This is a genomic window from Streptomyces sp. NPDC057565 (assembly GCF_042801455.1).
GTDB lineage: Bacteria > Actinomycetota > Actinomycetes > Streptomycetales > Streptomycetaceae > Streptomyces > Streptomyces yanii.
This window is the reverse complement of sequence record NZ_JBHVFU010000032.1, coordinates 14,021-32,382: the sequence shown is the minus strand read 5'-3', so window position 1 is coordinate 32,382 and position 18,362 is coordinate 14,021. Positions and strand designations below refer to the sequence as shown.

Below are 18,362 nucleotides of genomic sequence, written 5' to 3'. Positions count from 1 at the left end.
CGCATCTACGGGGGACCGTCGCCGCCATGGGGATGCGTCCACGTTCTACAGCCTGTAGTAGTTTGTGGTGTGCCCGCCCAGCCCACTCCCGATCCGGAGAGCCCATCGATCCCTCACGCCGCCGCCTTTGACCAGTTGCCGCCTTTGTGACATATCGGCTCGTCGCCCTGACCAGGTGAAACCGGCCGCCTGGAGCTTTTGAGGCGCAGTCGGCAGAGGCAGCCGTTCTGGCCTCATCGCCCCCACGCCTCCGGTTCGGCACTGTTGGCGCAGCAATAGCCTGAACACGACCACCCCCGGCGCGGCCCGGTCCGAGACGCATGTCAACCGGACTCGCCATTTTGCGGAAGGAACGAGATCTGCATGAGTGCACCACCGCTACCCGGGGTTCTCGGTGACATCGCACCGATCCTGGACCACTGGGGCTACTGGGCGGTAGGCGGCCTGATCTTCGTGGAGGACTTCGGCATCCCCGTCCCCGGCGAGACGATCCTGATCGCCGCGGCCGTGTATGCGGGGGCCGGGCAGCTCAACATCATCGCCGTCATCGTCATCGGCGTCCTCGCCGCCATCCTCGGCGACAACGTCGGCTACCTCATCGGCCGCACCGGAGGACACGCCCTGGTGCAGCGCTACGGCAGGTACGTCTTTCTCCCGCCCGAACGGTACGAGAAGGCCGAGAGATTCTTCACCCGCCATGGCGGGAAGGTCGTCACCGTCGCGCGCTTCATCGAGGGGCTGCGCCAGGTCAACGGCATCATCGCCGGTGCCGCCGAGATGCCCTGGACCCGCTTCGTCGCCTTCAATGCGCTCGGGGCGGCGCTGTGGGTCGGCTTGTGGGCGGGCGTCGGCTACTTCGCCGGCAACCACATCACCACCATCTATACCGAGGTCAACCGATATTCGACCTATCTCCTCGTCGCCCTGGGCGTGCTGATTCTTGCGCTCGTGGCCCGCGCCGTTGTGAGCCGCCGTCGCGCGGCGGGCTGATCATCCTTTCCGCATCAAGATCTTTGGATCCGGCGACAAGCATCCGCGCTGGTCACAGCCGCCGAGGCGACGTCCTCGGTCAGCGGATACGCCCCCTCGGTCGAGCATCCCGAACGTCGACCACCACTTGCTGCCCTTGGTCGGGCTGATTGTCGTCATCTCCTTGTTGCCACTGGCTCTGGAACTTCTGCGAGCCCGCTGCCCAGGCCGCAGCACCGCAAAGCCCGCCCGGAGGCAGGCCGCATGAAGATCAAATTCCTGATCCATCCCCGATCTTGCGTTTCCCTGCCCGGCTTCAGTACTACCGAGGCGGACGCCGCCGTCTACCGGGCAAAGCTGGCCCGCCAGGAGTCCGGGTCCTGGCCATTCCCAACGGCGTGCCCGACCTCGGCCTGCCACCCGCCGAAACCGCCACCAAGGTCATCGCCGCGGCCGGACGCCTGGCCCGCGGCAAGCGGTTCGACCTGCTCATCGGGGCGTTCGCCGATATCGCCCCCAACCACCCCGGCTGGACCCTGCGCATCTACGGCGTCGGACCCGAGAAGGCCCCCCTGCACCAGCTCATCGACGAGCACTACTCGGGCGGCCAGGCGGCCCTACCCTCGCCCACGGTTACGCCGTATTCGGCGTCATCCTCGCCCTCGGTCCGATCTTCGCTGTCGTACGGCGCCGTCTCGCCGCAGGGTGAGACCTGCACAGCGGACGGCGCCGAGCATGACGGCAGGCATCAACGCCCGGTGATCGTGAGTTCGTAGTCGCCGATCAGGTCGCCGAGGAGGGTTCCGGCGGTGATGTCGCTGGTGACGTGGCCAGCCATGTACAGACGGGAATAGAGGACCTCGTCCTGCATCCAACGGTAGTCCTCAGCCCGGTGCGGGGAGAGGGCGCTGAGGTAAATGACGGCAGCGGCCGCCCGGGCGGCGTGGCTGGAGGGGTAGGAGTACGGCCCCTTGGCGCCGGGCTTGATGTGCTTCTCCGGGCGCAGGGTGGGGTCCAGGACGTAGGGGGCCGGCTGCTTGTCCTTGGCGGCGACCTGGTCGCTGATCGTCTTGGCCATCTTCAGGGCAGCCTTGAGCTCTGCCTTCTCGACCTTGCCCTGCTGGGCGGGGACCAGTTCGCGCTGGTCGTGCAGGTAGAGCTTCCAGATGTCCTTCTTGCCGTGGAGTTCCAGCCAGGTGGCGGCCTTCTTCCCGGCCGCCGTGCGGGTCTTGGCGAGCTGCTGGTCCTGTTGGAGTTCGGCGGTGCGCTGAGCGGCCGTGGGCGGGGCGGGCACCTGCTGGGCGGCCCAGGCCGTGAACGCCTTGTCGTCGCGAGTGGTGCCGTGCATCTTCTTCCACTGGGCGAAGAGGGCGTCGGCCTTGATGCGCTGGGCGTCCGCCTTCTTGCCGATCGCGGCGATCTCGGCGTCGGCGAAGAGTGCGGGCGGCGGGCTCTGCTTGATCTTGTCCGTCGCGCTGGGCTTCTTCTTCGAGGAGGTGTTGGCCGTGACCGGCTGCGGTCGCAGCATGCCCACGGCGACGGCCGCGACGGCAAGCAACGCGATCAGGGCGTACGGCCATTTGATGCCACGCAGGACGTTCATGCGGCTGGGATCCTTTCGAGGAGCGGTGAGGGGTTCGCCCCGGTGGTGAAGTGGGCGCGGGAGAGGCGCCGCACGTCGTTGTCGGGCAGGCCCGGGGTGAGTAGGGACTGGCCGACGATGTACTTGCTGAGCGACACCGGCCGGACACCCATGCCGAGCAGCAGCCTGTCGGCGGGCGCGGGCTGCGCGCCGCCCTTGGTCTCGATCAGGACATGCGCGGGGTCGAGCGTGGCGGTGCGGCCGTCGCGGTGGCAGCTGAGGGCGCCGTCGAGGGTGACGCGGCTGCCGCCGTCGAGGTCGGCGAGGGCGGCGCGGACGTAACGGACCTCGGCGGCTGCGGACAGTTCCTTGGCAGTCACGGGGATGCCGGCCCGGTCCAGCACCTCATCGACGAACTGGGCCGCGTGCTCGGCCAGTTGACCGTACTCGGCGGCCGGAACCTTCAGGGCGTGCTTGACCGTTGCGCCGCGGCCGTCCTTCGTCTTCACCTCCACCCGGCACAGACCGTCCTCCGCGTACAGGCGGGTTCGGACCTTCCAGCGGCGGCGGCGCCCTTGGACATGAGCGCGCCAGGCGCCCAGTTCCGGGGTGTCGAAGTAGGTGCTGAGGTAGCTCGTCGTCCGGCGCCCGCCGAGGTCGAGGACGTGGTGGCTGCCGGCGAGGCAGGTGATGAGGCGGCGAGCATGGTCGAGCGGGACCAGGTACTTGCGGTCGACACGGTGCTGGAGCGCCGCGGCTGCGTCCACCTCGGCGAGCGTCGCACTGCGCAGCTCCTCCAGCCCCAGCCCGGCCGCGAGGGAGGGGGTGAGGGTCATGACACCGTCACCGGCTCACGCTGCTCGGTGTCCGCGTTGATCGCGGGTTCCTGCGGCTGGGCGGGGTAGCGGGCCGAGACCCGGGTGGTCTCGCGGACGTAGTCGACCTCGTCCACGACCACGGACAGCGGCGCCTGACCGAACCGGAAAGCCACGTCCTCGGCGATCATCGAGGGGTCCGGGTAGATCCGGTCGAGGGTGAGCTTCACCGTCCGGGTCGGCGGCTCGTACGACTTCGGGTCGTCGACCAAGAGCACCGCCACCAGGACCACGACGTCCAGCGCGACGACGAGCCACATCTGGCGCTGCGGCAGACCCGTGCACAGGGCTGTCACGAGCGTCACAAAGGTATAGGCGACGTCGCGGAGGGTAAAGGCCGCGCTGCGCAGGCGGACCAGGGAAAGGATGCCGAACAGGCCGAACCCGACCCCGGCCGGGAACTTGCCGGCGCTGATCGTGGTCATCGCGGCGAACAGGCCGATGTTCAAAGACGCCAGCACCAACGGCATCGCCGGAACGCTGGGACGGCGGCGGTAGAACCAGCCGACGAGGATCAGCAGGGTGATGACGTCGAGACCGCCCCGGGCCGTGAGGTCGGTGACCGCGATGTGGTCGGTGATGCCCTTGGCGGCGAGCACCAATGTGTGCATGGCTGTCCCTTCCGTCACGGCGCGTCGGACGGCGGACCGGTCGCGGTCCGCGGAGCACCGCGACTTGAAGGACGGTAGGGATGCCACATGAACAGATCATTAAGGCTTCCCGTCTGCTGGGCGTGGGCGGCGGGTGGTTAGCCTGACCGACATGCACTGCCTGGTCGTCGATGACGAGACCCGCCTGACCGATCTGGTCGTCCGCTATCTGACCGAGTCCGGACACACCGCCGAAGGCCGCTACGACGGCCTCTCCGGGCTGTCCGCCGCTCGCGACCCCCGGCTGGACGCCGTACTGCTGGACGTGATGCTGCCCGGCATGAACGGTGTGGAGGTGTGCCGGACGCTGCGCAGCGAGGGCATCGACGTACACGTGATCCTTCTCACCGCACGGGGAGCGATCAGTGAGCGCGTCGCCGGGCTGGACGCGGGAGCCGACGACTACGTGGTCAAGCCGTTCGCCATGGAGGAGCTGCTGGCCAGATTGCGTGCGATATCCCGGCGCCGCCCCGATCCGGCCGGCCGCCTCCAGGTCGGCGACCTCGTCCTCGACCCCGAGCAGCAGCGTGCCTGGCGAGCGGATACCGAACTGGAACTGTCGCGGCGGGAGTTCGCCGTGCTGTGGGTGCTGATGGAGAACGCCGGCTGTGTTGTCTCGCGACTGCGGCTGCTGGAGGAGGTGTGGGACGGGGAGGCCGACCTGCGCAGCAACGCCATCGACGTGCACGTCTCCAAAGTGCGCGCCAAGGTCGACCGGGCCTTCGGCCGTACGACGATCACGACGCTGCGGGGGCGCGGCTACCGGCTGGAGACCGCACAGTGACCCTGCACGGCCGTCTGCTGCCGCAGCTTCGGCGGCTGCCCGTGGTCACACGCCTCGTGCTGGCCGTGGCCCTTACCATGTCGCTGGTCCTCACGGGAGCGGCGAGCTTCGTCTACTGGCGGGTCAGAACCGCCCTGGATCAGCAGCTCGACGACGACCTGACCACCTACCAGCACAGCCTCGACAAAGCCGTCCGCAACGGGGCGCAGCTCCCGCCCGGCCCCAGCGGCAGTCTCCGGCAGGTCCTCGACGCGCACGGCCGAGTGCTGGCCTCCAGCCACGCCATCCGCCACCAGACGCTGCTCACTCCGGCCGACCGGGACTCCGTCGCCCACGGAGCCACAGTCCGGCGTGATGTCGGCTCCCTGCTGCCGATCACCCCGGGCACCCTGCGCCTGCGGGCCCATCGCGTCACAGCCGACGGCCACCAGCGAATCGTGATCGCTGCCGTCCGGCGCGGCCACCGCGACGAAGCGTTGCGCGAGCTCCTCGCCCAGCTGGCCATTGCCTCCGGCCTGACCCTCATCGCCGCCTCCTACGTCGGCTACCGCACCGCCCGCGGCGCCCTGCGCCCCGTCGAGCGCTACCGCAGCGGGGCCGCCACGCTCGCCGACGGCACCCAGAACCTGCGCCTGGACGTACCCCCCGACCGAGACGACGAGATCACCCGCCTCGGTCACACCCTCAACCACATGCTCGACCGCCTGGAGGCGTCAGCCGAACGCGAGCGCCGCTTCGTCGCGGACGCCAGCCACGAACTGCGCACCCCGCTCATGCTGATGCGCGCCGAACTCGACGTCTCCCTGCACCGCCCCCGCTCCGCCGGGGAGCTCACCGAGACCCTGCGCTCCGTGGACGCCGAGGTCCAGCGCCTGATTGACCTCTCCAACGCCCTGCTGGGCCTGGAGGAACTCGGCAGCACCGGCCACATCACCCGCGCTCCCACGTCCCTCGCCAACCTCCTCGACGCCGCCGTCACCCCTCATCGACGGACCGCAGAGCGGGCCGGGCGCGATCTGGACGTCGACACCACCCGCGTGACCGTCGACATCGACGCCCGGTGGCTACGGCCGGCCGTCAGCAACCTCGTCGACAACGCCCTGCGGCACGGGCAGGGCACCGTCCGCCTCACTGCGACCGTCCACGAGGGCGTGCTGACTGTGTGCGTCACGGACGAAGGTCCGGGCTTCTCACCTGATTTCTTGCCGCGGGCATTCGACCGCTTCGCCCGCGCCGAAGCCAGCCGCACCAGCGATGGATCCGGCCTGGGACTCGCATTCGTGCACGCGGTGGCCACCGCTCATGGCGGCACCGTCCACGCCGACAACGCGGGGAACGGAGCGGCTGTCAGCCTTCGCTTGCCCTGCTGACCGGCACGGGGCTTTCCGTTACCTCACTGTGCTCGGTGCCCGTGCTCGCGCAGGGGTTGTGAGCTGCTGTCGGTTTGCTGAGCTGAAGTGAGTTGTGGTGTGCGGGAGCGAGTGCTGTCGGTGGGTTTGTGGGGGCGGGAACGGGGGTTCTGTGGTCGAATGGGTGACCTTGGCGGCTGCTGCTCGTTGGGCTGGGTGGCAGGCGTCCGGCCTTGCGGGAGGGGGTGGCGCGGTGGGTGGTGTGCGGGAGTTTGCGGCACCCTTCGTGGTGCCCGGGCCTTGCGGGGTGGCGGTCCGGGACCGTTTCAAGCACCTCACCTCCCGGGACGAGATGGTGCTGCGTGCGGTCGGTGAGCATCAGGGTGCGCTCGCTTCCCGTGATCTCAGGGCTCGCTGTGCGGATGGTCTGGAGCACAGCGCTCAGACGTGGGCGTCGCGTAAGCGGGACCTGACGAAGGAGTCGTCGTCGCGGATCGCGGGTGCGATCACCAAGGCCACGCACGACCAATGGGCGCTCGCGCGCCGCTGCCAGGCCGCGCACATCCAGACGCTGGCAGCCGGGATCAGGACGCTGCGGCACCGCCTGTCCCTCCCGGTCGGGGAGAAGGGCACCAAGCGCGCGGCGGGTGGCTACCGCTCCAAGGGCGAGTGGTTCCACAAGTCCCGCCGCCTCGCGGCACTGGAGGCACGGCACGCCACTGCTGTTGCCGAGTGGCAGGCCGGGCGGGTGGGGGTGGTGCGGGGTGGCAGACGTTTGCTCAGCACCCGCCACCACCTCGCCGAGGCCGGGCTCGCCGAAGGCCAGTGGCGGGAACGGTGGGAGGCGGAGCGGTGGTTCATCGCGGCGGACGGTGAGTCGGGGAAGCGGTTCGGGAACGAGACGATCCGTGTCACCCCGGACGGCGAAGTGTCCATCAGGCTGCCTGCTCCGCTCGCGCACCTGGCCAACGCCGGGCACGGCCGGTACGTCCTCGCCTCCCGGATCTCGTTCGCGCATCGGGGTGTGGAGTGGGCCGACCGCATCGCCGCGAACCGGGCCGTCGCCTACCGCATCCACCTGAACGTGGACCGCGGCCGCTGGTACCTCACCGCGTCCTGGCAACGCCCCGCCATCCCGACCATGACGCTGTCCGCCGCCCGCGCCCGGGGCATGATCGGTGTCGACACCAACGCCGACCACTTCGCCGCCTACCACCTGGACCGGCACGGCAACCCCATCGGAGACCCGCGCCGCTTCGGCTTCGACCTGTCCGGGACCGCCGGTCACCGCGACGCGCAGCTCCGCCACGCGCTGACCCGGCTGATCCACTGGGCCGAGCGAGTCGGTGTCGCCGCGATCGGCATCGAAGACCTCGACTTCACCACCGAGAAGACCCGGGAGAAACACGGCCGCAGGAAACGGTTCCGGCAGCTCATCTCCGGCATCCCGACCGGGAAACTCAAGGCCCGGCTCGTCTCCATGGCCGCCGAACACGGCCTGAGCATTGTCGCGGTCGACCCCGCCTACACCACTTTGTGGGGTGCCCAGCACTGGCAGAAACCACTGGTCACCCCGCACCGCACCATGTCCCGTCACGATGCCGCGGGCATCGCGATCGGACGACGCGCCCTCGGGCACCCGATCCGGCGACGGACGGCACCGCCCCCACACGACCGGAGCGATCGTGCGGGGCATCGGACCGCCCAGGCCGGACCAGGTGACCGGGGACGTGAGGGAACCCGCCCACCCACAACGGACCGGCCGCCCGGAGGGCCGTCACCGAACGGGACGCGAACGCGGGAACCCAGCGCATCCAACACCGTTCGGGATGCGCCCAGTACGCAACAGTGGGACCAGGACTCACTCACGCACACTGGCTAGGAACGGTCCGACCTGCCAGTCACGCTCCTCGCAGGCGTCGAGGATGCGGGGCAGTGCTCGCAGGGTGGTGCGCCAGGAGCCGGTGGCGGAGGCGCAGTCGGAGTCGTGCAGCAGGATGGTGCCGCCGCCGCGCAGGTCTCGCAGGACGGTGTCTTCGACGGATCGGGGGGTTGTGAGCTGCTGTCGGTTTGCTGAGCTGAAGTGAGTGGTGGTGTGCGGGAGTGGGGCCTGTCGGTGGGTTTGTGGGGGTGGGAACGGGGGTTCTGGGGTCGAATGGGTGACCTTGGCGGCTGTTGCTCGTCGGGCTGGACAGCGGGTGGCTGGCCTTTGCGGGCGGGGGTGATGTGGTGGGTGGTGTGAGGAAGTTGGCCGGGTCCTTCGTGGTGCCGGGGCCTTGCGGGGTGGCGGTCCGGGACCGTCTGGGGCACCTCACCTCCCAGGACGGGGGCGGTGACCCGGCAGTCATCGAACCTTGAATCACTCACCCCGCCACGCGGACCACCACCGGTACCAATGCATACAGAGCCAGAGTGAACAGATACCCGGCACATCCGAACTGGCCGCGCACCCTGGCCGAACACAGGGCGGATGTGGCAAGGAGGGCGGCGATCGGGGTGAGCACGGCGATGACCTGCAGTCCAAGCCCGACGGTGGTGGCGAGGGTGTGTAGGAGGGTGGCGATCACGGGGGCGGGCTCCCACGGTGCGGATAGCAGAGGAACGAACGGCAGAAAGCTACTACATGATGTAGAAGCTCGATGCGTGGATGCGTGGAGGGTGACGGGTTCATCGATGACGCCAGACATCACAGCCTCGGCCGAGAGGTCGCAGCCTCTCGCTCCGGCCGCACCAGGTAGCCGTTTTTCTCGACGGGTCTACCGTCGCGGCGCGGGTCGGGCCCTCGGGTGCCGAGATGTGCGCAGTTCAGCCGTGCGCCAGCGGCGACCGGGCGTCATTCAGCGAATGTCCGGTCGGGCCGCCAGTTAATTTCTACTACATGTAGTAGATTGGCTGACGGCCGCCACTGGTTCACCGTGATGTCATCACCATGTCATCGCGTGCGTGGGGGATTGGCCGGCGGCGCCGGGCCGTTCCGTCAGCGTCGCCTCTTGCTGACACGGAAGGACGTGCCCATGACCGCGGCCACCACCGCACAACTGGCCTTCGACGGGTCCGGTATCGACGGCTCGTTGTTCACCTCCGTCACGGACTTCGCCCGCGACACCAAGTGGCTCAACACCCCTACGGAGGTGTGGACCAACCTCGGCCTGGGTGTGTTCGCGGTACTCATGGTGATGGGCTGGTGGAACGCCCGTCGCCGCGGAACCGAGGTGATGACCGTCGCCCTGGCCGCGCCGGTCGCCGTCGTGACCGCCTTCGCTGCTGCCGAGGTGGTCAAGAAGATCGTGGCCGAGGCACGGCCCTGCCGGTCGATGCCCCACGCGTACCTGGTTGACTCCTGCCCGGCGCCCTCGGACTACGCCTTCCCCAGCGGGCACACCACCGTGGCGGCCGCCACCGTGGCCGCTTTGTTCTTGCTGGACCGGCGCTTGAGCGCCATCGCCGCGGTGTTCGCCGTGGTGGAGGGCTTCTCCCGGGTCTACGTGGGCGACCATTACCCCCACGACGTCCTCGGTTCCGCGATCCTCGCCCTCCCCGTCGCCTATCTCACCAGTCTCGCGCTGCGCCGCTGGGCCACGCCACTGGTCGTCGCCCTGAACAGTGGCGCGCTGCGCCCGCTGCTGACCGCCGAACCCCGTACCGCCGCGCAGCACGCTCGCTAACCGGCGCCCGCAGGGACGCAGCAGCGGAGAGGCGTCCTTCGGAAGCGGCCTGCTTTCTCTTCGGCGCCGATCTCAGCCGGGTAGGCGCGCAGGGTGTGGGACAAAAGCGGGCCAAGGCTGCGGGAAGGGCCTTAGCCGCTGCCAGTCGTACGGGAGGTGGCCGAGTTTCGGATGTCCCCGGTCGTAGCCGTTGATCAGCAGCCAGCCTGCGACACACACCACGATCAGCACGCGCACGGTGATGTCGCTCGGATGCACTCCGGGCGCGAGCAGGCCGCCGACGCCGACCGTCCACAGCCAGTACCCGAGCAGTGGACAGACCACCACCAGCTGATGCCAGATCTTGGTCGGAGCCACCGCCTGCTGACGCGTGAAGAACGCCGCTCGTAGGTCTCCCACTACTGCACCAGGCCGAAGCACCCCCAGCCCGCGCCGGAGATCAGTCCCCACCACGACCCTGCCAGTCCTCCTGGCGGCGCCTCACCCATCCGACACCCCCCGGTGCGACGGCCAGGGCAAGCAGCGGCTCGCCGAGCAGCATCGCCACGAGCCCAGTGCGAAAATCCATCAGACGGCGCTCCAGAAGCAGCGCCAACAGCCACAGGCCACCCGGCGCGACGGCGAACACCGCCAATGCGGCGATCCATGGGCCGTGCTGCAGCGGCACCCCCAGCCACGGTACGTACCCGTCCGCTCACACCGGGCACGATCCCCCGGCGGGCCAGCACTCATCCTCAACCGCCTGGGTCCCGTACGAAGGGGCCCGGGGAGGGCGATCAGCGCGTGCGGAGCTGCGTGGCGGTGGTGTGGGCGTGCATGGCGGCCTCGAACAGCCGCTCGGTGTCGTGTGCCGTAACAGCCAGGCTCACGCAGCAGGCCGCCATGAGGACGGCGAACGCCGCCATCACACCGTTGGGGGAGCGGAGCGGTGGAGCCAGCAGCGCCTGGACGCGCTGGGGTACCGGTCCACCGGTGGCGGACAGCGCAGCCTGCTTGGCCCGGCTCGATGCCAACGCTGCCCGTGCGATCGCTCGGGCGACCAGCCGTCGATCCCCCACCACAGCGCCCGCTTCCTCGTCCGCCCACCGCTCCACGGCAAACGCTCCGGCCCGGTCCAACGGCCTCAGCAACGGATTCACCACCGCCGTCAGATGCAGCACCAGCGAAAACAGATGGTGCCGGTACTTTAGATGCGCCCGTTCGTGGGCCAGCAGAGCCTGCCGCTCCGGTCCGTCCAGCAGCCTCAGCATCCCGGAAGAGACAACCACCCGCCCAGGCATGCCGAGCACGGCAAACGCTGTCGGTACCGGATCGTCGACCACGGCCAGGTCTCCGCCTGCCGTGATGTGCCGGCACTCCCGCCAGGCATCCACCAGTGCACGCCCACGGCGCCAGGACGCCACGGTCAGGCTCACCACCACGAGCAGTACCACCGCGGCGCACACCGCAGCGACGTTCCGGCTCACTGGGTCCTCCGCCGCCAGGACACGCACCGACCAAGCCCCTTGCGCCGCCACCAGCGGCACCTGCCCTATAGCGGTGAAGGCCAGAATCGCCAGCTCGGTTACCCACGTGCCGGCCGCCACCGTTGCCGCGCACACCATCGCCCACGCCCCCGCACGCGGCGGCATCCGACGCCCCGCCCACGGCGCAACCACCGCCAGCACCGCGCTCACGAGCAGCGGTAGATACATCGGTATCGGCCAGAACACGGCTCATCCCCGCTCAGGCAGAGGGATCGCCGTGCAGCAACTGCTCCAGCACCTGCTCGTCCTCCGCCGACAGATCCGACACGAACCGGGCCAGCACCGCCGCACGGTCCCCTCCCTCGTCCAGCAGCGAGTGCATCCCCGAAGCCGCATGCCCGGCCTGGTCATCCACGGGCGCATAGACATGACTGCGCCCCTCCCGCTGCCGGGTCACCATCCCCTTGTCGCACAGCCGCGTCAGGATGGTCAGCACCGTCGTATACGCGGCACCGGGCACCTGTTCCTGGACCACAGCCGCGGGCACCGGACCGTCAGCCGACCACAGGGCAGCCAGAACCTCCGCTTCCAGCTCACCCCGCGCACGCCGCCGGGCGTCCCCCCGGTCGTCCTTACCGCCCGTCACCTGGCACCTCCCTCACTACTCCGGCCAGGTTCTCTTCGATCGTCCAAACTACTACGAGACGTAGAGAAGCGGCCATCTCGATCGCATGGCGTCTCGAATGACCGCTTGAGGACGCGCACCCGTCGAGCAAGCTCTACAGCAGCGATGTACAGCAACCACCACAACCGCAACCGACCGGCACAGGAGCGCACGTCGGCGTTCGCCGCCCAGTTCTCCCTGTCGCACAGCTGCTGGCTGCTGACGTACCCGCTGGCCGGGTGGCTGGGCGCGGAGGCGGGGCTGCAGTCGGCGGTGGTGGCACTGGGTGCGATCGTCCTGACGGCCGGACTTCTGGCGGTGCGTCTGTGGCCGACGAAGAATCGGCTGGTCGTGGAGCACGAGCACCGCGATCTGCGCGATGGCCACCCGCACCTCGTGGACGCCGTACGGGGGCCGAACGGCTGGCGGCACAGCCACGACTGTCTGGCCGACGCGCTGCACACCGGTTGAGAGAGCGGGTCGGCCGAGCACACTCAGTCCTCGATGGCCCGCCGTACCCGGCGCGACGGCCCGAACGCGTACAGGTCGAGGATCTCGGGCGTCTCGGCGAGGCCCGGTCCTCCGGCGCGTACCCAGGCCGCGATGTCGGCGGTCGCGTCCGGGTCGTTGACCAGCCCGAGCCAGACCGGGCGCCCGCCCGCGGCCCGTCCAGCCGATGAGGGCTGTACGACGACGACGTTGGCCTGCTCGCAGGCGTCGAGGCAGTTCACTGCCCGGACCCTCGCGTTCGATGCCAGTTCGGTCTTGAGAGCCGCGAGTTGGGCAGCGTGGTCGACGCCGGAGATCTTGTCCGTGCCGCAGCAGCAGCCCCGGCACACGGTGACCGTGCACCGGGGCTCTGCCTGCGTGGCAACCTTGTGCCGGCGGCTCACTGGACTGCCCGTTTCCACGCCGCCTCGCGCAGCAGCCGCAGTCCGTTGAGGCCGACGATGACGGTGGACCCTTCGTGGCCGGCCACGCCGAGCGGGAGTGGCAGGGTGCCGATCAGGTCCCAGGCGACCAGGCCGGCGATGAAGACGCCCGCAATGATCAGATTCTGCGCGACCAGCTGGCGGGCCCGGCGGGACAGCGCGATCACGGCGGGAACCGTACGGAGTTCATCGCGGACGATCACCGCGTCGGCGGTCTCCAGCGCGAGGTCGGATCCTGCCCGGCCCATGGCGACGCCGGTGTGGGCGGCCGCCAGGGCAGGGGCGTCGTTGACGCCGTCGCCGACGACCATCACCCTGCGGCCTGCATGCTCCAGTTCCTTGACCACGTCGACCTTGTGCTGCGGCAGCAACCCTGCCCGCACGTCGCCGATGCCGACCTCGGCGGCCAGACGGGCGGCAGCGCGGGGGTTGTCGCCGGTCAGCAGCACGGGCGCGGCCCCGGTGAGGGACGTCAGCGAGGCCACGGTCGCGGTGGCGTCGGCACGCAGTCGGTCGGCGATGGCGAGCAGTCCGACGGGGGCGCCGTCCACGGTGACAAGAACAGCGGTCCCGCCGCTGTCCTCCAGTTCGCGCGCGACGACGGCCGCCCGCGCGGAGTGTGCGTCCGAAGATCCGTCCAGCAGCCGTGCCGGTGCGCCGACCGCGACCACCCGCCCGCCGACGGATGCGGTCACCCCGATCCCGGGCGTGGAGTCGAAGTCCTCCGCCACAGGGAGGTCGAGCCCGCGCTCGCGCGCAGCGTCCACGACGGCGCGGGCCAGCGGGTGCTCGCTCGGGTGCTCGGCTGCTGCCGCAAGAGTCAGCACCTCGTCCTCGTCCAGTCCCGATCCGGTGAGCGGGCGGGCATCCGTGACGCGCGGCGTACCTTCGGTCAGTGTGCCGGTCTTGTCGAGCGCGACCGCGTCGGTCTCGCCGAGGCGCTCCATGACCACCGCGGACTTGACCAGCACACCGTGGCGTCCGGCGTTGGCGATCGCCGACAGCAGCGGCGGCATGGTGGCGAGGACGACCGCGCACGGCGAGGCCACGATCATGAAGGTCATCGCGCGCAGCAGTGAACCGGTCAGCTCCGCGCCGAAGGCGAGGGGGACGAGGAAGACGGCCAGGGTCGCGGCGACCATGCCGAGCGAGTAGCGCTGCTCGACCTTCTCGATGAACAACTGGGTGGGCGCCTTGGTCTCGGACGCCTCCTCCACCATGCGCACGATCCGGGCGATCACCGAGTCGGATGCGTCCCGCTCCACCCGCACCCGCAGCGCGCCGGTGCCGTTGAGGGTGCCCGCGAAGACCTCGTCGCCCACCTCCTTGGCGACCGGCAGCGGCTCGCCGGTGATGGTCGCCTGGTCGACGTCGCTCGCGCCGTCCAGGACGCGGCCGTCGGCGCCGACTCGCTCACCGGGCCTTACGAGAATGGTGTCCCCGACCGCGAGTTCCTCGACGGGGACGATCACTTCGCTTCCGTCGGTGTCGAGGCGGGTGGCCTTGGCGGGTGACAGGTCCAGCAGTCCTCGCACGGAGTCGGCCGTCCGCGCGGTGGCGAGCGCCTCCAGCGCGCCCGAAGTGGCGAAGATGACGATCAGCAACGCGCCGTCCATCACCTGACCGATCGCCGCCGCCCCGAGTGCCGCCACGATCATCAGCAGGTCGACGTCGAGGGTCTTGTCCTTCAGCGCCTGCAAGCCCGCCCATCCCGGCTCCCAGCCACCGGTCGCGTACGACAGCGCGTACAGCGGTCCCCACGCCCAGGCAGGGGCATCGGTCAGCTGCAGTGGGAGCGCGATCAGGAAAAGGATGGTGGCCGCGGCGGCCCAGCGCGCCTCGGGCAGGGCGAAGACCCGGGTGCGGCGGCGGGGTGCACCGCCTTCGCGCGGGGCCGCGGTGGCCCGGTCTGGTGAGGGCGCGGTCAGGGTGGAGGGCATGGGAGACGAGGGTCCTTCACGACGGAATGACGAGATGACGGCAACCGGGACAAGCCCGTGCCACGCCTCCACCATACAGGAATACATGAAGACGCATTCATATCTTCATGTCCGTAGGATAGCGGGCATGGGCCACGGAGCTGACACCAACACCACCGCCACCGCACGCGAGCGCCTGGAATCGGTTGGTGCCGCCGACGTGGCCGCCACCCTCCAGGCCCTGGCCACACCTTCGCGGCTGAGGATCCTGGCCCGCCTTCAGGAAGGCCCGTGCGCAGCCACCGAACTGGCCGACGCCGTGGGGATGGAACAGTCCGCCTGCTCCCACCAACTGCGCCTGCTGCGCAACCTCGGCCTGGTCACCGGTGAGCGACAAGGCCGGTCGGTCATCTACGCGCTCTACGACAACCACGTCGCCGAACTCCTGGAGCAGGCCCTCTACCACGTCGAGCACCTACGGCTGGGGCTGCGCGACATCCCCGCGCCCGCGGTCGGCTGAGGTACCGAGGCCGCGCCCTCGTGGCCCGGCCCCAGCACGTCGCCTCATCCCGGCACGGGGACCGGCTTCGGCGCCAGATGCCCGGCGCGGTGCAGTTGGTGCTGCCGGGCACAGCCGACCTGCAGACGGACTTGTCCCGCCGCCACCTTCCATCGCTCTCTTCGACGTCCAGCCATGACGGAGCATCACTCGGCACGGAAGTTGTGCCAGAACCCGGGAACGGGTGTCGACTGTCGACGACTTCGGGAGTCACGGTGCCCCCCATGACAGTCCCTGTCTCCGTTTCCGGCCCGAGCGCTCTTGAGGACAGAAGCTGACCTCAAGGCTCCCTATGGTCGTGCCATGACACAGACGCAGAGGATTCTTGTCACCGGTGCCACCGGAACCGTCGGCCGCCAGGTCGTCGCCGAACTGCTCGCCCGCGGCCATGCGGTCCGCGCCCTCACCCGGGATCCGGCGAGAGCAGCCCTCCCGGACGGCGTCGAGGTCGTCCAGGGGGATCTCACCGAACCCGACAGCCTGATTCCGGCCCTGGAGGGCGTCACCGGCCTCCATCTGATCACCATCGGCGGGGCCCACTTCGCCCCGCTGGAGACCGGCCCGCGGATCCTGGAGCTGGCCCGCGCGGCGGGCGTACGCCGGGTCACCGTGCTGCATGGCGGCGGGCCGTCCCCGCTGGAGGACGCCGTGCGTGCCGATGACGATGTGGACTGGACCGTGCTCATGCCGGTCGAGTTCATGGCCAACTGCCTGGAGTGGGCGGATGGGATCGTGGCCTCGGGCGAAGTACGCGAGCCGTTCGTCTCCCGGCTGAGTGCCATGGTTCACGAGGGCGACATCGGCGCCGTCGCCGCGGTCGCGCTCGCCGAAGAGGGCCACGGGGGCCAGGAGTACGTGATCACCGGCCCCGAGCTGCTGACCGTCGGCGACAAGGTGGCGACGATCGCTGCCGCCCGCGACCGGGAGATCGCCCTGGTCGAGCTCAGCGAGGAGCAGGCCATCGCGCGATGGCGGGCGGCGGGCCACCCGGAGGACGTCATCGGCTTCCTGATCCAGGTGTACAAGAACACCCCGGAAGCGGGCCGTACGGTCGTCGACACCGTCGAGAAGGTCACCGGCTACCCGGCCCGCACATTCGCCCAGTGGGCCGCGGAGCACGCGGACGCCTTCACCGCAACAGCCCCTGCGGTCACGGCATAGCCCCCTGCCCAGTACGGGGGTCGGACGCGGAAGGACCCCCATCACAAGTGACGACCACGTCCGCGTCCGGCCCCGCCCGACGAAGTCGGGTGACTCCCGATCGCGTGAACATCGGCTCTTCGCGCGAGCATGCGACTTCGACTCCGGTGTCGAAATGACGTCGTTGCTCACGTACATAGCCAGTGGGCGGTGCTGGAGCCGTTGCTGCGCAGTCCAGGACGTCCTCGGGGGAGCCGGTGAAGGCGCCGGTGGGTAGGGCGAGTTCATGAGGACAGTGGACGACCCGGGTGCTCTCCCCGAGGGGGATCTCGGCCGCCAGGCCTTCGCCATCACCGTCGAGGACCGCGGGTACAAGGGCTACGGACCTGCACCACGCTCGTACGGTCATTCGTACAACCCATCAGCAGTACCGACGAAAGCAGAACACCCGCATGCGCGCTGTCCGTTCACTCACCACGGCTGCCCTCGTCCTCGCCCTCGCCTCCACGGCCGTCGCCTGCGGTGGCGACGGCGGCACGGGACAGGACGATGGCCACGCGGCGGCAAGCGGCGCGCCGCAGGGTGCCACGGCGGACCCCGGCGCGGACGGGAACGGCAAGACCGCAGTGGCCGGGTTGGGCAAGGTCGCCGACATGAACGGGGTGGCGGAGCTCGTCAAGTCTGCCACCGAGTGCGATGGCTTCAACCATGACAACGAAAACATGTTCGCCGACATCGACGGTGACTACGTTGAGGACGACAGTGCCTTGGCCGCTCAGATCACAGCCACCAACAAGGCCTTCTCCATCAAGGACCGTGCATCCTGCTCCGGCGAAAGCGCGATCGACAATGTGCACAAGATGATGCTCATCGACGACATGGCGACCTTTGAGGCCGCCTACAAGAAGTATCAGCGGTCGGACGGTGACACACACACCCGCTACTTCGTCGGCCAGAATTTCGCGGTCCAGCTCAACGGCCGCAGCAGCGAGGAAGAGGCGCTCGTTCGGGCCGGCACGCTGGGTATCAACTGCTCGCCCAACTTCGTCCCGCCGGCCGGGTTCCGTAGCGAGCCGGCCCAGGTCGACGGCTGCGTCCTCACCGACTACGTCGGCTGAGTCACCGGCGGCTCCTCGTTACAGTCCCGGACTGCAAGTGCATCGGATTCGCCGCCCAAGAGACGGTTCGGTCGAACAGGTCTCTTATGACGGGGCGGTCCGGATCGATGTCCCGCAGGCCGTCGGCAAGGAGAAGGAGAGGGACGAGTTGGTCGGCGGCCTGCGAGTAGCCGCCGACACCGTAGAGAGTGCGCCAGTCATCGACGCAGGTTTCGAGAGCAGTGATCAGATCAGGAAGCGCGCGGGGGTCACGGTGATCGGCCAGGGCATCGAGCCAGGCCGTCACTGCGGGCCGCGTGGTCGGTAGTCGGTCCGGGAGTCCGGCCATCGTTCGAACGATCAGCAGCCGCTCCACGAACCCGTTCTCGGCCGTCAGCCGGTGGGCCGGCGTCCGTACCGCACGGTCGCCGTCACCGAGAAAGAGGCCAACGGCCTCGATCGCCAGGTGGCGCACCAGCGGGTCTGGGTCCGCCGCGTACCGCAGGAAGGCGCCCGCCCGTTCGGGCATTTCCGCGGCGATGTCGACGTGAGCCGTCGACTCGACGCCGTACGCCGTGAAGTGGATGCCGTCGGGGTGGGAAGTGGCGCAGTCCGGCGCAGGGCATGGCATCGAACCAGCCGAAAGTACGATCGCCGACGGTGCGAATCGTGCTTTCGCCTGGTGACCCGGGGTGGCGCCGCTCTCGACGA

The 18,362-nt window shown here is 69.5% G+C and carries 21 protein-coding genes; 10 read left to right on the top strand and 11 right to left on the bottom strand.

Annotated features, from left to right (window positions below):
- Positions 1 to 363: 363 nt before the first annotated feature.
- Complete coding sequence (locus ACFU8W_RS34840) at positions 364 to 990, top strand: DedA family protein (protein ID WP_384045990.1); 627 nt, start codon at positions 364 to 366, stop codon at positions 988 to 990.
- 377 nt (positions 991 to 1,367) lie between these two features.
- Complete coding sequence (locus ACFU8W_RS34835) at positions 1,368 to 1,745, top strand: glycosyltransferase (RefSeq protein ID WP_384045987.1); 378 nt, start codon at positions 1,368 to 1,370, stop codon at positions 1,743 to 1,745.
- Here ACFU8W_RS34835 and ACFU8W_RS34830 read toward each other — a convergent pair.
- Genes ACFU8W_RS34830 through ACFU8W_RS34820 form a run of 3 tightly spaced genes read right to left on the bottom strand, consistent with a single transcriptional unit; the run spans position 1,718 to position 4,037 of the window.
- Positions 1,718 to 2,572 carry a phosphatase PAP2 family protein gene (locus ACFU8W_RS34830; protein ID WP_384045984.1) on the bottom strand — a complete coding sequence of 285 codons (855 nt, stop codon included), beginning with the start codon at positions 2,570 to 2,572 and terminating at the stop codon, positions 1,718 to 1,720. The genes ACFU8W_RS34835 and ACFU8W_RS34830 overlap by 28 nt on opposite strands.
- A complete protein-coding gene (locus ACFU8W_RS34825) occupies positions 2,569 to 3,387 on the bottom strand; it encodes a polyphosphate polymerase domain-containing protein (RefSeq protein WP_384045981.1) in 819 nt (272 codons plus the stop codon). The genes ACFU8W_RS34830 and ACFU8W_RS34825 overlap by 4 nt, the downstream gene beginning before the upstream one ends.
- Positions 3,384 to 4,037, bottom strand: coding sequence for a DUF4956 domain-containing protein (locus ACFU8W_RS34820; protein ID WP_384045978.1), 654 nt, complete (start codon positions 4,035 to 4,037; stop codon positions 3,384 to 3,386). The genes ACFU8W_RS34825 and ACFU8W_RS34820 overlap by 4 nt, the downstream gene beginning before the upstream one ends.
- A gap of 151 nt (positions 4,038 to 4,188) precedes the next feature.
- Between ACFU8W_RS34820 and ACFU8W_RS34815 the strand changes: the two genes are divergently transcribed.
- The 3 genes from ACFU8W_RS34815 (at position 4,189) to ACFU8W_RS34805 (ending at position 8,091) form a co-directional block, all read left to right on the top strand.
- Entirely contained in the window at positions 4,189 to 4,860 is a 672-nt protein-coding gene (locus ACFU8W_RS34815) for a response regulator transcription factor (protein ID WP_384045976.1), read from the top strand.
- Positions 4,857 to 6,230: an ATP-binding protein gene (locus ACFU8W_RS34810; RefSeq protein WP_384045973.1), complete on the top strand. Its 1,374-nt coding sequence runs from the start codon at positions 4,857 to 4,859 to the stop codon at positions 6,228 to 6,230. The genes ACFU8W_RS34815 and ACFU8W_RS34810 overlap by 4 nt, the downstream gene beginning before the upstream one ends.
- 232 nt (positions 6,231 to 6,462) lie before the next feature.
- Positions 6,463 to 8,091 carry an IS200/IS605 family accessory protein TnpB-related protein gene (locus ACFU8W_RS34805; RefSeq protein WP_384045971.1) on the top strand — a complete coding sequence of 543 codons (1,629 nt, stop codon included), beginning with the start codon at positions 6,463 to 6,465 and terminating at the stop codon, positions 8,089 to 8,091.
- 481 nt (positions 8,092 to 8,572) lie between these two features.
- On the opposite strand, the gene ACFU8W_RS34800 is transcribed toward ACFU8W_RS34805, so the two are convergent.
- On the bottom strand, positions 8,573 to 8,776 hold the full coding sequence (locus tag ACFU8W_RS34800) for a hypothetical protein (RefSeq protein WP_384045968.1): 204 nt from the start codon (positions 8,774 to 8,776) through the stop codon (positions 8,573 to 8,575).
- Between the two features lie 447 nt (positions 8,777 to 9,223).
- On the opposite strand from ACFU8W_RS34800, the gene ACFU8W_RS34795 reads away from it, so the two are divergent.
- Complete coding sequence (locus ACFU8W_RS34795; protein ID WP_384045965.1) at positions 9,224 to 9,874, top strand: phosphatase PAP2 family protein; 651 nt, start codon at positions 9,224 to 9,226, stop codon at positions 9,872 to 9,874.
- A gap of 72 nt (positions 9,875 to 9,946) precedes the next feature.
- Here ACFU8W_RS34795 and ACFU8W_RS34790 read toward each other — a convergent pair whose 3' ends face one another.
- The 4 genes from ACFU8W_RS34790 to ACFU8W_RS34775 all read right to left on the bottom strand — a co-directional run bounded on the left by ACFU8W_RS34790 (position 9,947) and on the right by ACFU8W_RS34775 (position 11,986).
- Positions 9,947 to 10,273: a hypothetical protein gene (locus ACFU8W_RS34790; protein WP_384045962.1), complete on the bottom strand. Its 327-nt coding sequence runs from the start codon at positions 10,271 to 10,273 to the stop codon at positions 9,947 to 9,949.
- A 40-nt stretch (positions 10,274 to 10,313) separates the two neighbouring features.
- Entirely contained in the window at positions 10,314 to 10,541 is a 228-nt protein-coding gene (locus tag ACFU8W_RS34785) for a hypothetical protein (RefSeq protein ID WP_384045959.1), read from the bottom strand.
- Positions 10,542 to 10,650: 109 nt separating this feature from the next.
- Entirely contained in the window at positions 10,651 to 11,550 is a 900-nt protein-coding gene (locus tag ACFU8W_RS34780; protein ID WP_384045956.1) for a M56 family metallopeptidase, read from the bottom strand.
- A 49-nt stretch (positions 11,551 to 11,599) separates the two neighbouring features.
- Positions 11,600 to 11,986 carry a BlaI/MecI/CopY family transcriptional regulator gene (locus ACFU8W_RS34775; RefSeq protein ID WP_384045954.1) on the bottom strand — a complete coding sequence of 129 codons (387 nt, stop codon included), beginning with the start codon at positions 11,984 to 11,986 and terminating at the stop codon, positions 11,600 to 11,602.
- A gap of 144 nt (positions 11,987 to 12,130) precedes the next feature.
- On the opposite strand from ACFU8W_RS34775, the gene ACFU8W_RS34770 reads away from it, so the two are divergent.
- A complete protein-coding gene (locus ACFU8W_RS34770) occupies positions 12,131 to 12,475 on the top strand; it encodes a hypothetical protein (RefSeq protein ID WP_384045951.1) in 345 nt (114 codons plus the stop codon).
- Between the two features lie 23 nt (positions 12,476 to 12,498).
- Here ACFU8W_RS34770 and ACFU8W_RS34765 read toward each other — a convergent pair whose 3' ends face one another.
- Together ACFU8W_RS34765 and ACFU8W_RS34760 are read right to left on the bottom strand one after the other, a co-directional pair.
- Positions 12,499 to 12,897, bottom strand: coding sequence for a (2Fe-2S) ferredoxin domain-containing protein (locus ACFU8W_RS34765; RefSeq protein ID WP_384045948.1), 399 nt, complete (start codon positions 12,895 to 12,897; stop codon positions 12,499 to 12,501).
- On the bottom strand, positions 12,894 to 14,876 hold the full coding sequence (locus ACFU8W_RS34760; protein WP_384045945.1) for a heavy metal translocating P-type ATPase: 1,983 nt from the start codon (positions 14,874 to 14,876) through the stop codon (positions 12,894 to 12,896). The genes ACFU8W_RS34765 and ACFU8W_RS34760 overlap by 4 nt, the downstream gene beginning before the upstream one ends.
- Before the next feature lie 127 nt (positions 14,877 to 15,003).
- On the opposite strand from ACFU8W_RS34760, the gene ACFU8W_RS34755 reads away from it, so the two are divergent.
- From ACFU8W_RS34755 to ACFU8W_RS34745, 3 genes are all read left to right on the top strand, one after another.
- Positions 15,004 to 15,375: an ArsR/SmtB family transcription factor gene (locus ACFU8W_RS34755; protein WP_384045942.1), complete on the top strand. Its 372-nt coding sequence runs from the start codon at positions 15,004 to 15,006 to the stop codon at positions 15,373 to 15,375.
- 342 nt (positions 15,376 to 15,717) lie between these two features.
- On the top strand, positions 15,718 to 16,575 hold the full coding sequence (locus ACFU8W_RS34750; RefSeq protein WP_384045939.1) for an NAD(P)H-binding protein: 858 nt from the start codon (positions 15,718 to 15,720) through the stop codon (positions 16,573 to 16,575).
- A 431-nt stretch (positions 16,576 to 17,006) separates the two neighbouring features.
- A complete protein-coding gene (locus tag ACFU8W_RS34745) occupies positions 17,007 to 17,672 on the top strand; it encodes a hypothetical protein (protein WP_384045936.1) in 666 nt (221 codons plus the stop codon).
- Between the two features lies 1 nt (position 17,673).
- On the opposite strand, the gene ACFU8W_RS34740 is transcribed toward ACFU8W_RS34745, so the two are convergent.
- Positions 17,674 to 18,282, bottom strand: coding sequence for a hypothetical protein (locus tag ACFU8W_RS34740; RefSeq protein WP_384045933.1), 609 nt, complete (start codon positions 18,280 to 18,282; stop codon positions 17,674 to 17,676).
- Between the last annotated feature and the right edge of the window lie 80 nt (positions 18,283 to 18,362).

Bases quoted from the DNA above. Each gene is read 5' to 3' on its own strand.
- ACFU8W_RS34840 (WP_384045990.1), top strand. From the start codon at position 364: ATGAGTGCACCACCGCTACCCGGGGTTCTCGGTGACATCGCACCGATC.
- ACFU8W_RS34830 (WP_384045984.1), bottom strand. From the start codon at position 2,572: ATGAACGTCCTGCGTGGCATCAAATGGCCGTACGCCCTGATCGCGTTG.
- ACFU8W_RS34825 (WP_384045981.1), bottom strand. From the start codon at position 3,387: ATGACCCTCACCCCCTCCCTCGCGGCCGGGCTGGGGCTGGAGGAGCTG.
- ACFU8W_RS34820 (WP_384045978.1), bottom strand. From the start codon at position 4,037: ATGCACACATTGGTGCTCGCCGCCAAGGGCATCACCGACCACATCGCG.
- ACFU8W_RS34815 (WP_384045976.1), top strand. From the start codon at position 4,189: ATGCACTGCCTGGTCGTCGATGACGAGACCCGCCTGACCGATCTGGTC.
- ACFU8W_RS34795 (WP_384045965.1), top strand. From the start codon at position 9,224: ATGACCGCGGCCACCACCGCACAACTGGCCTTCGACGGGTCCGGTATC.
- ACFU8W_RS34770 (WP_384045951.1), top strand. From the start codon at position 12,131: ATGTACAGCAACCACCACAACCGCAACCGACCGGCACAGGAGCGCACG.
- ACFU8W_RS34760 (WP_384045945.1), bottom strand. From the start codon at position 14,876: ATGCCCTCCACCCTGACCGCGCCCTCACCAGACCGGGCCACCGCGGCC.
- ACFU8W_RS34755 (WP_384045942.1), top strand. From the start codon at position 15,004: ATGGGCCACGGAGCTGACACCAACACCACCGCCACCGCACGCGAGCGC.
- ACFU8W_RS34750 (WP_384045939.1), top strand. From the start codon at position 15,718: ATGACACAGACGCAGAGGATTCTTGTCACCGGTGCCACCGGAACCGTC.
- ACFU8W_RS34745 (WP_384045936.1), top strand. From the start codon at position 17,007: ATGCGCGCTGTCCGTTCACTCACCACGGCTGCCCTCGTCCTCGCCCTC.
- ACFU8W_RS34740 (WP_384045933.1), bottom strand. From the start codon at position 18,282: ATGCCATGCCCTGCGCCGGACTGCGCCACTTCCCACCCCGACGGCATC.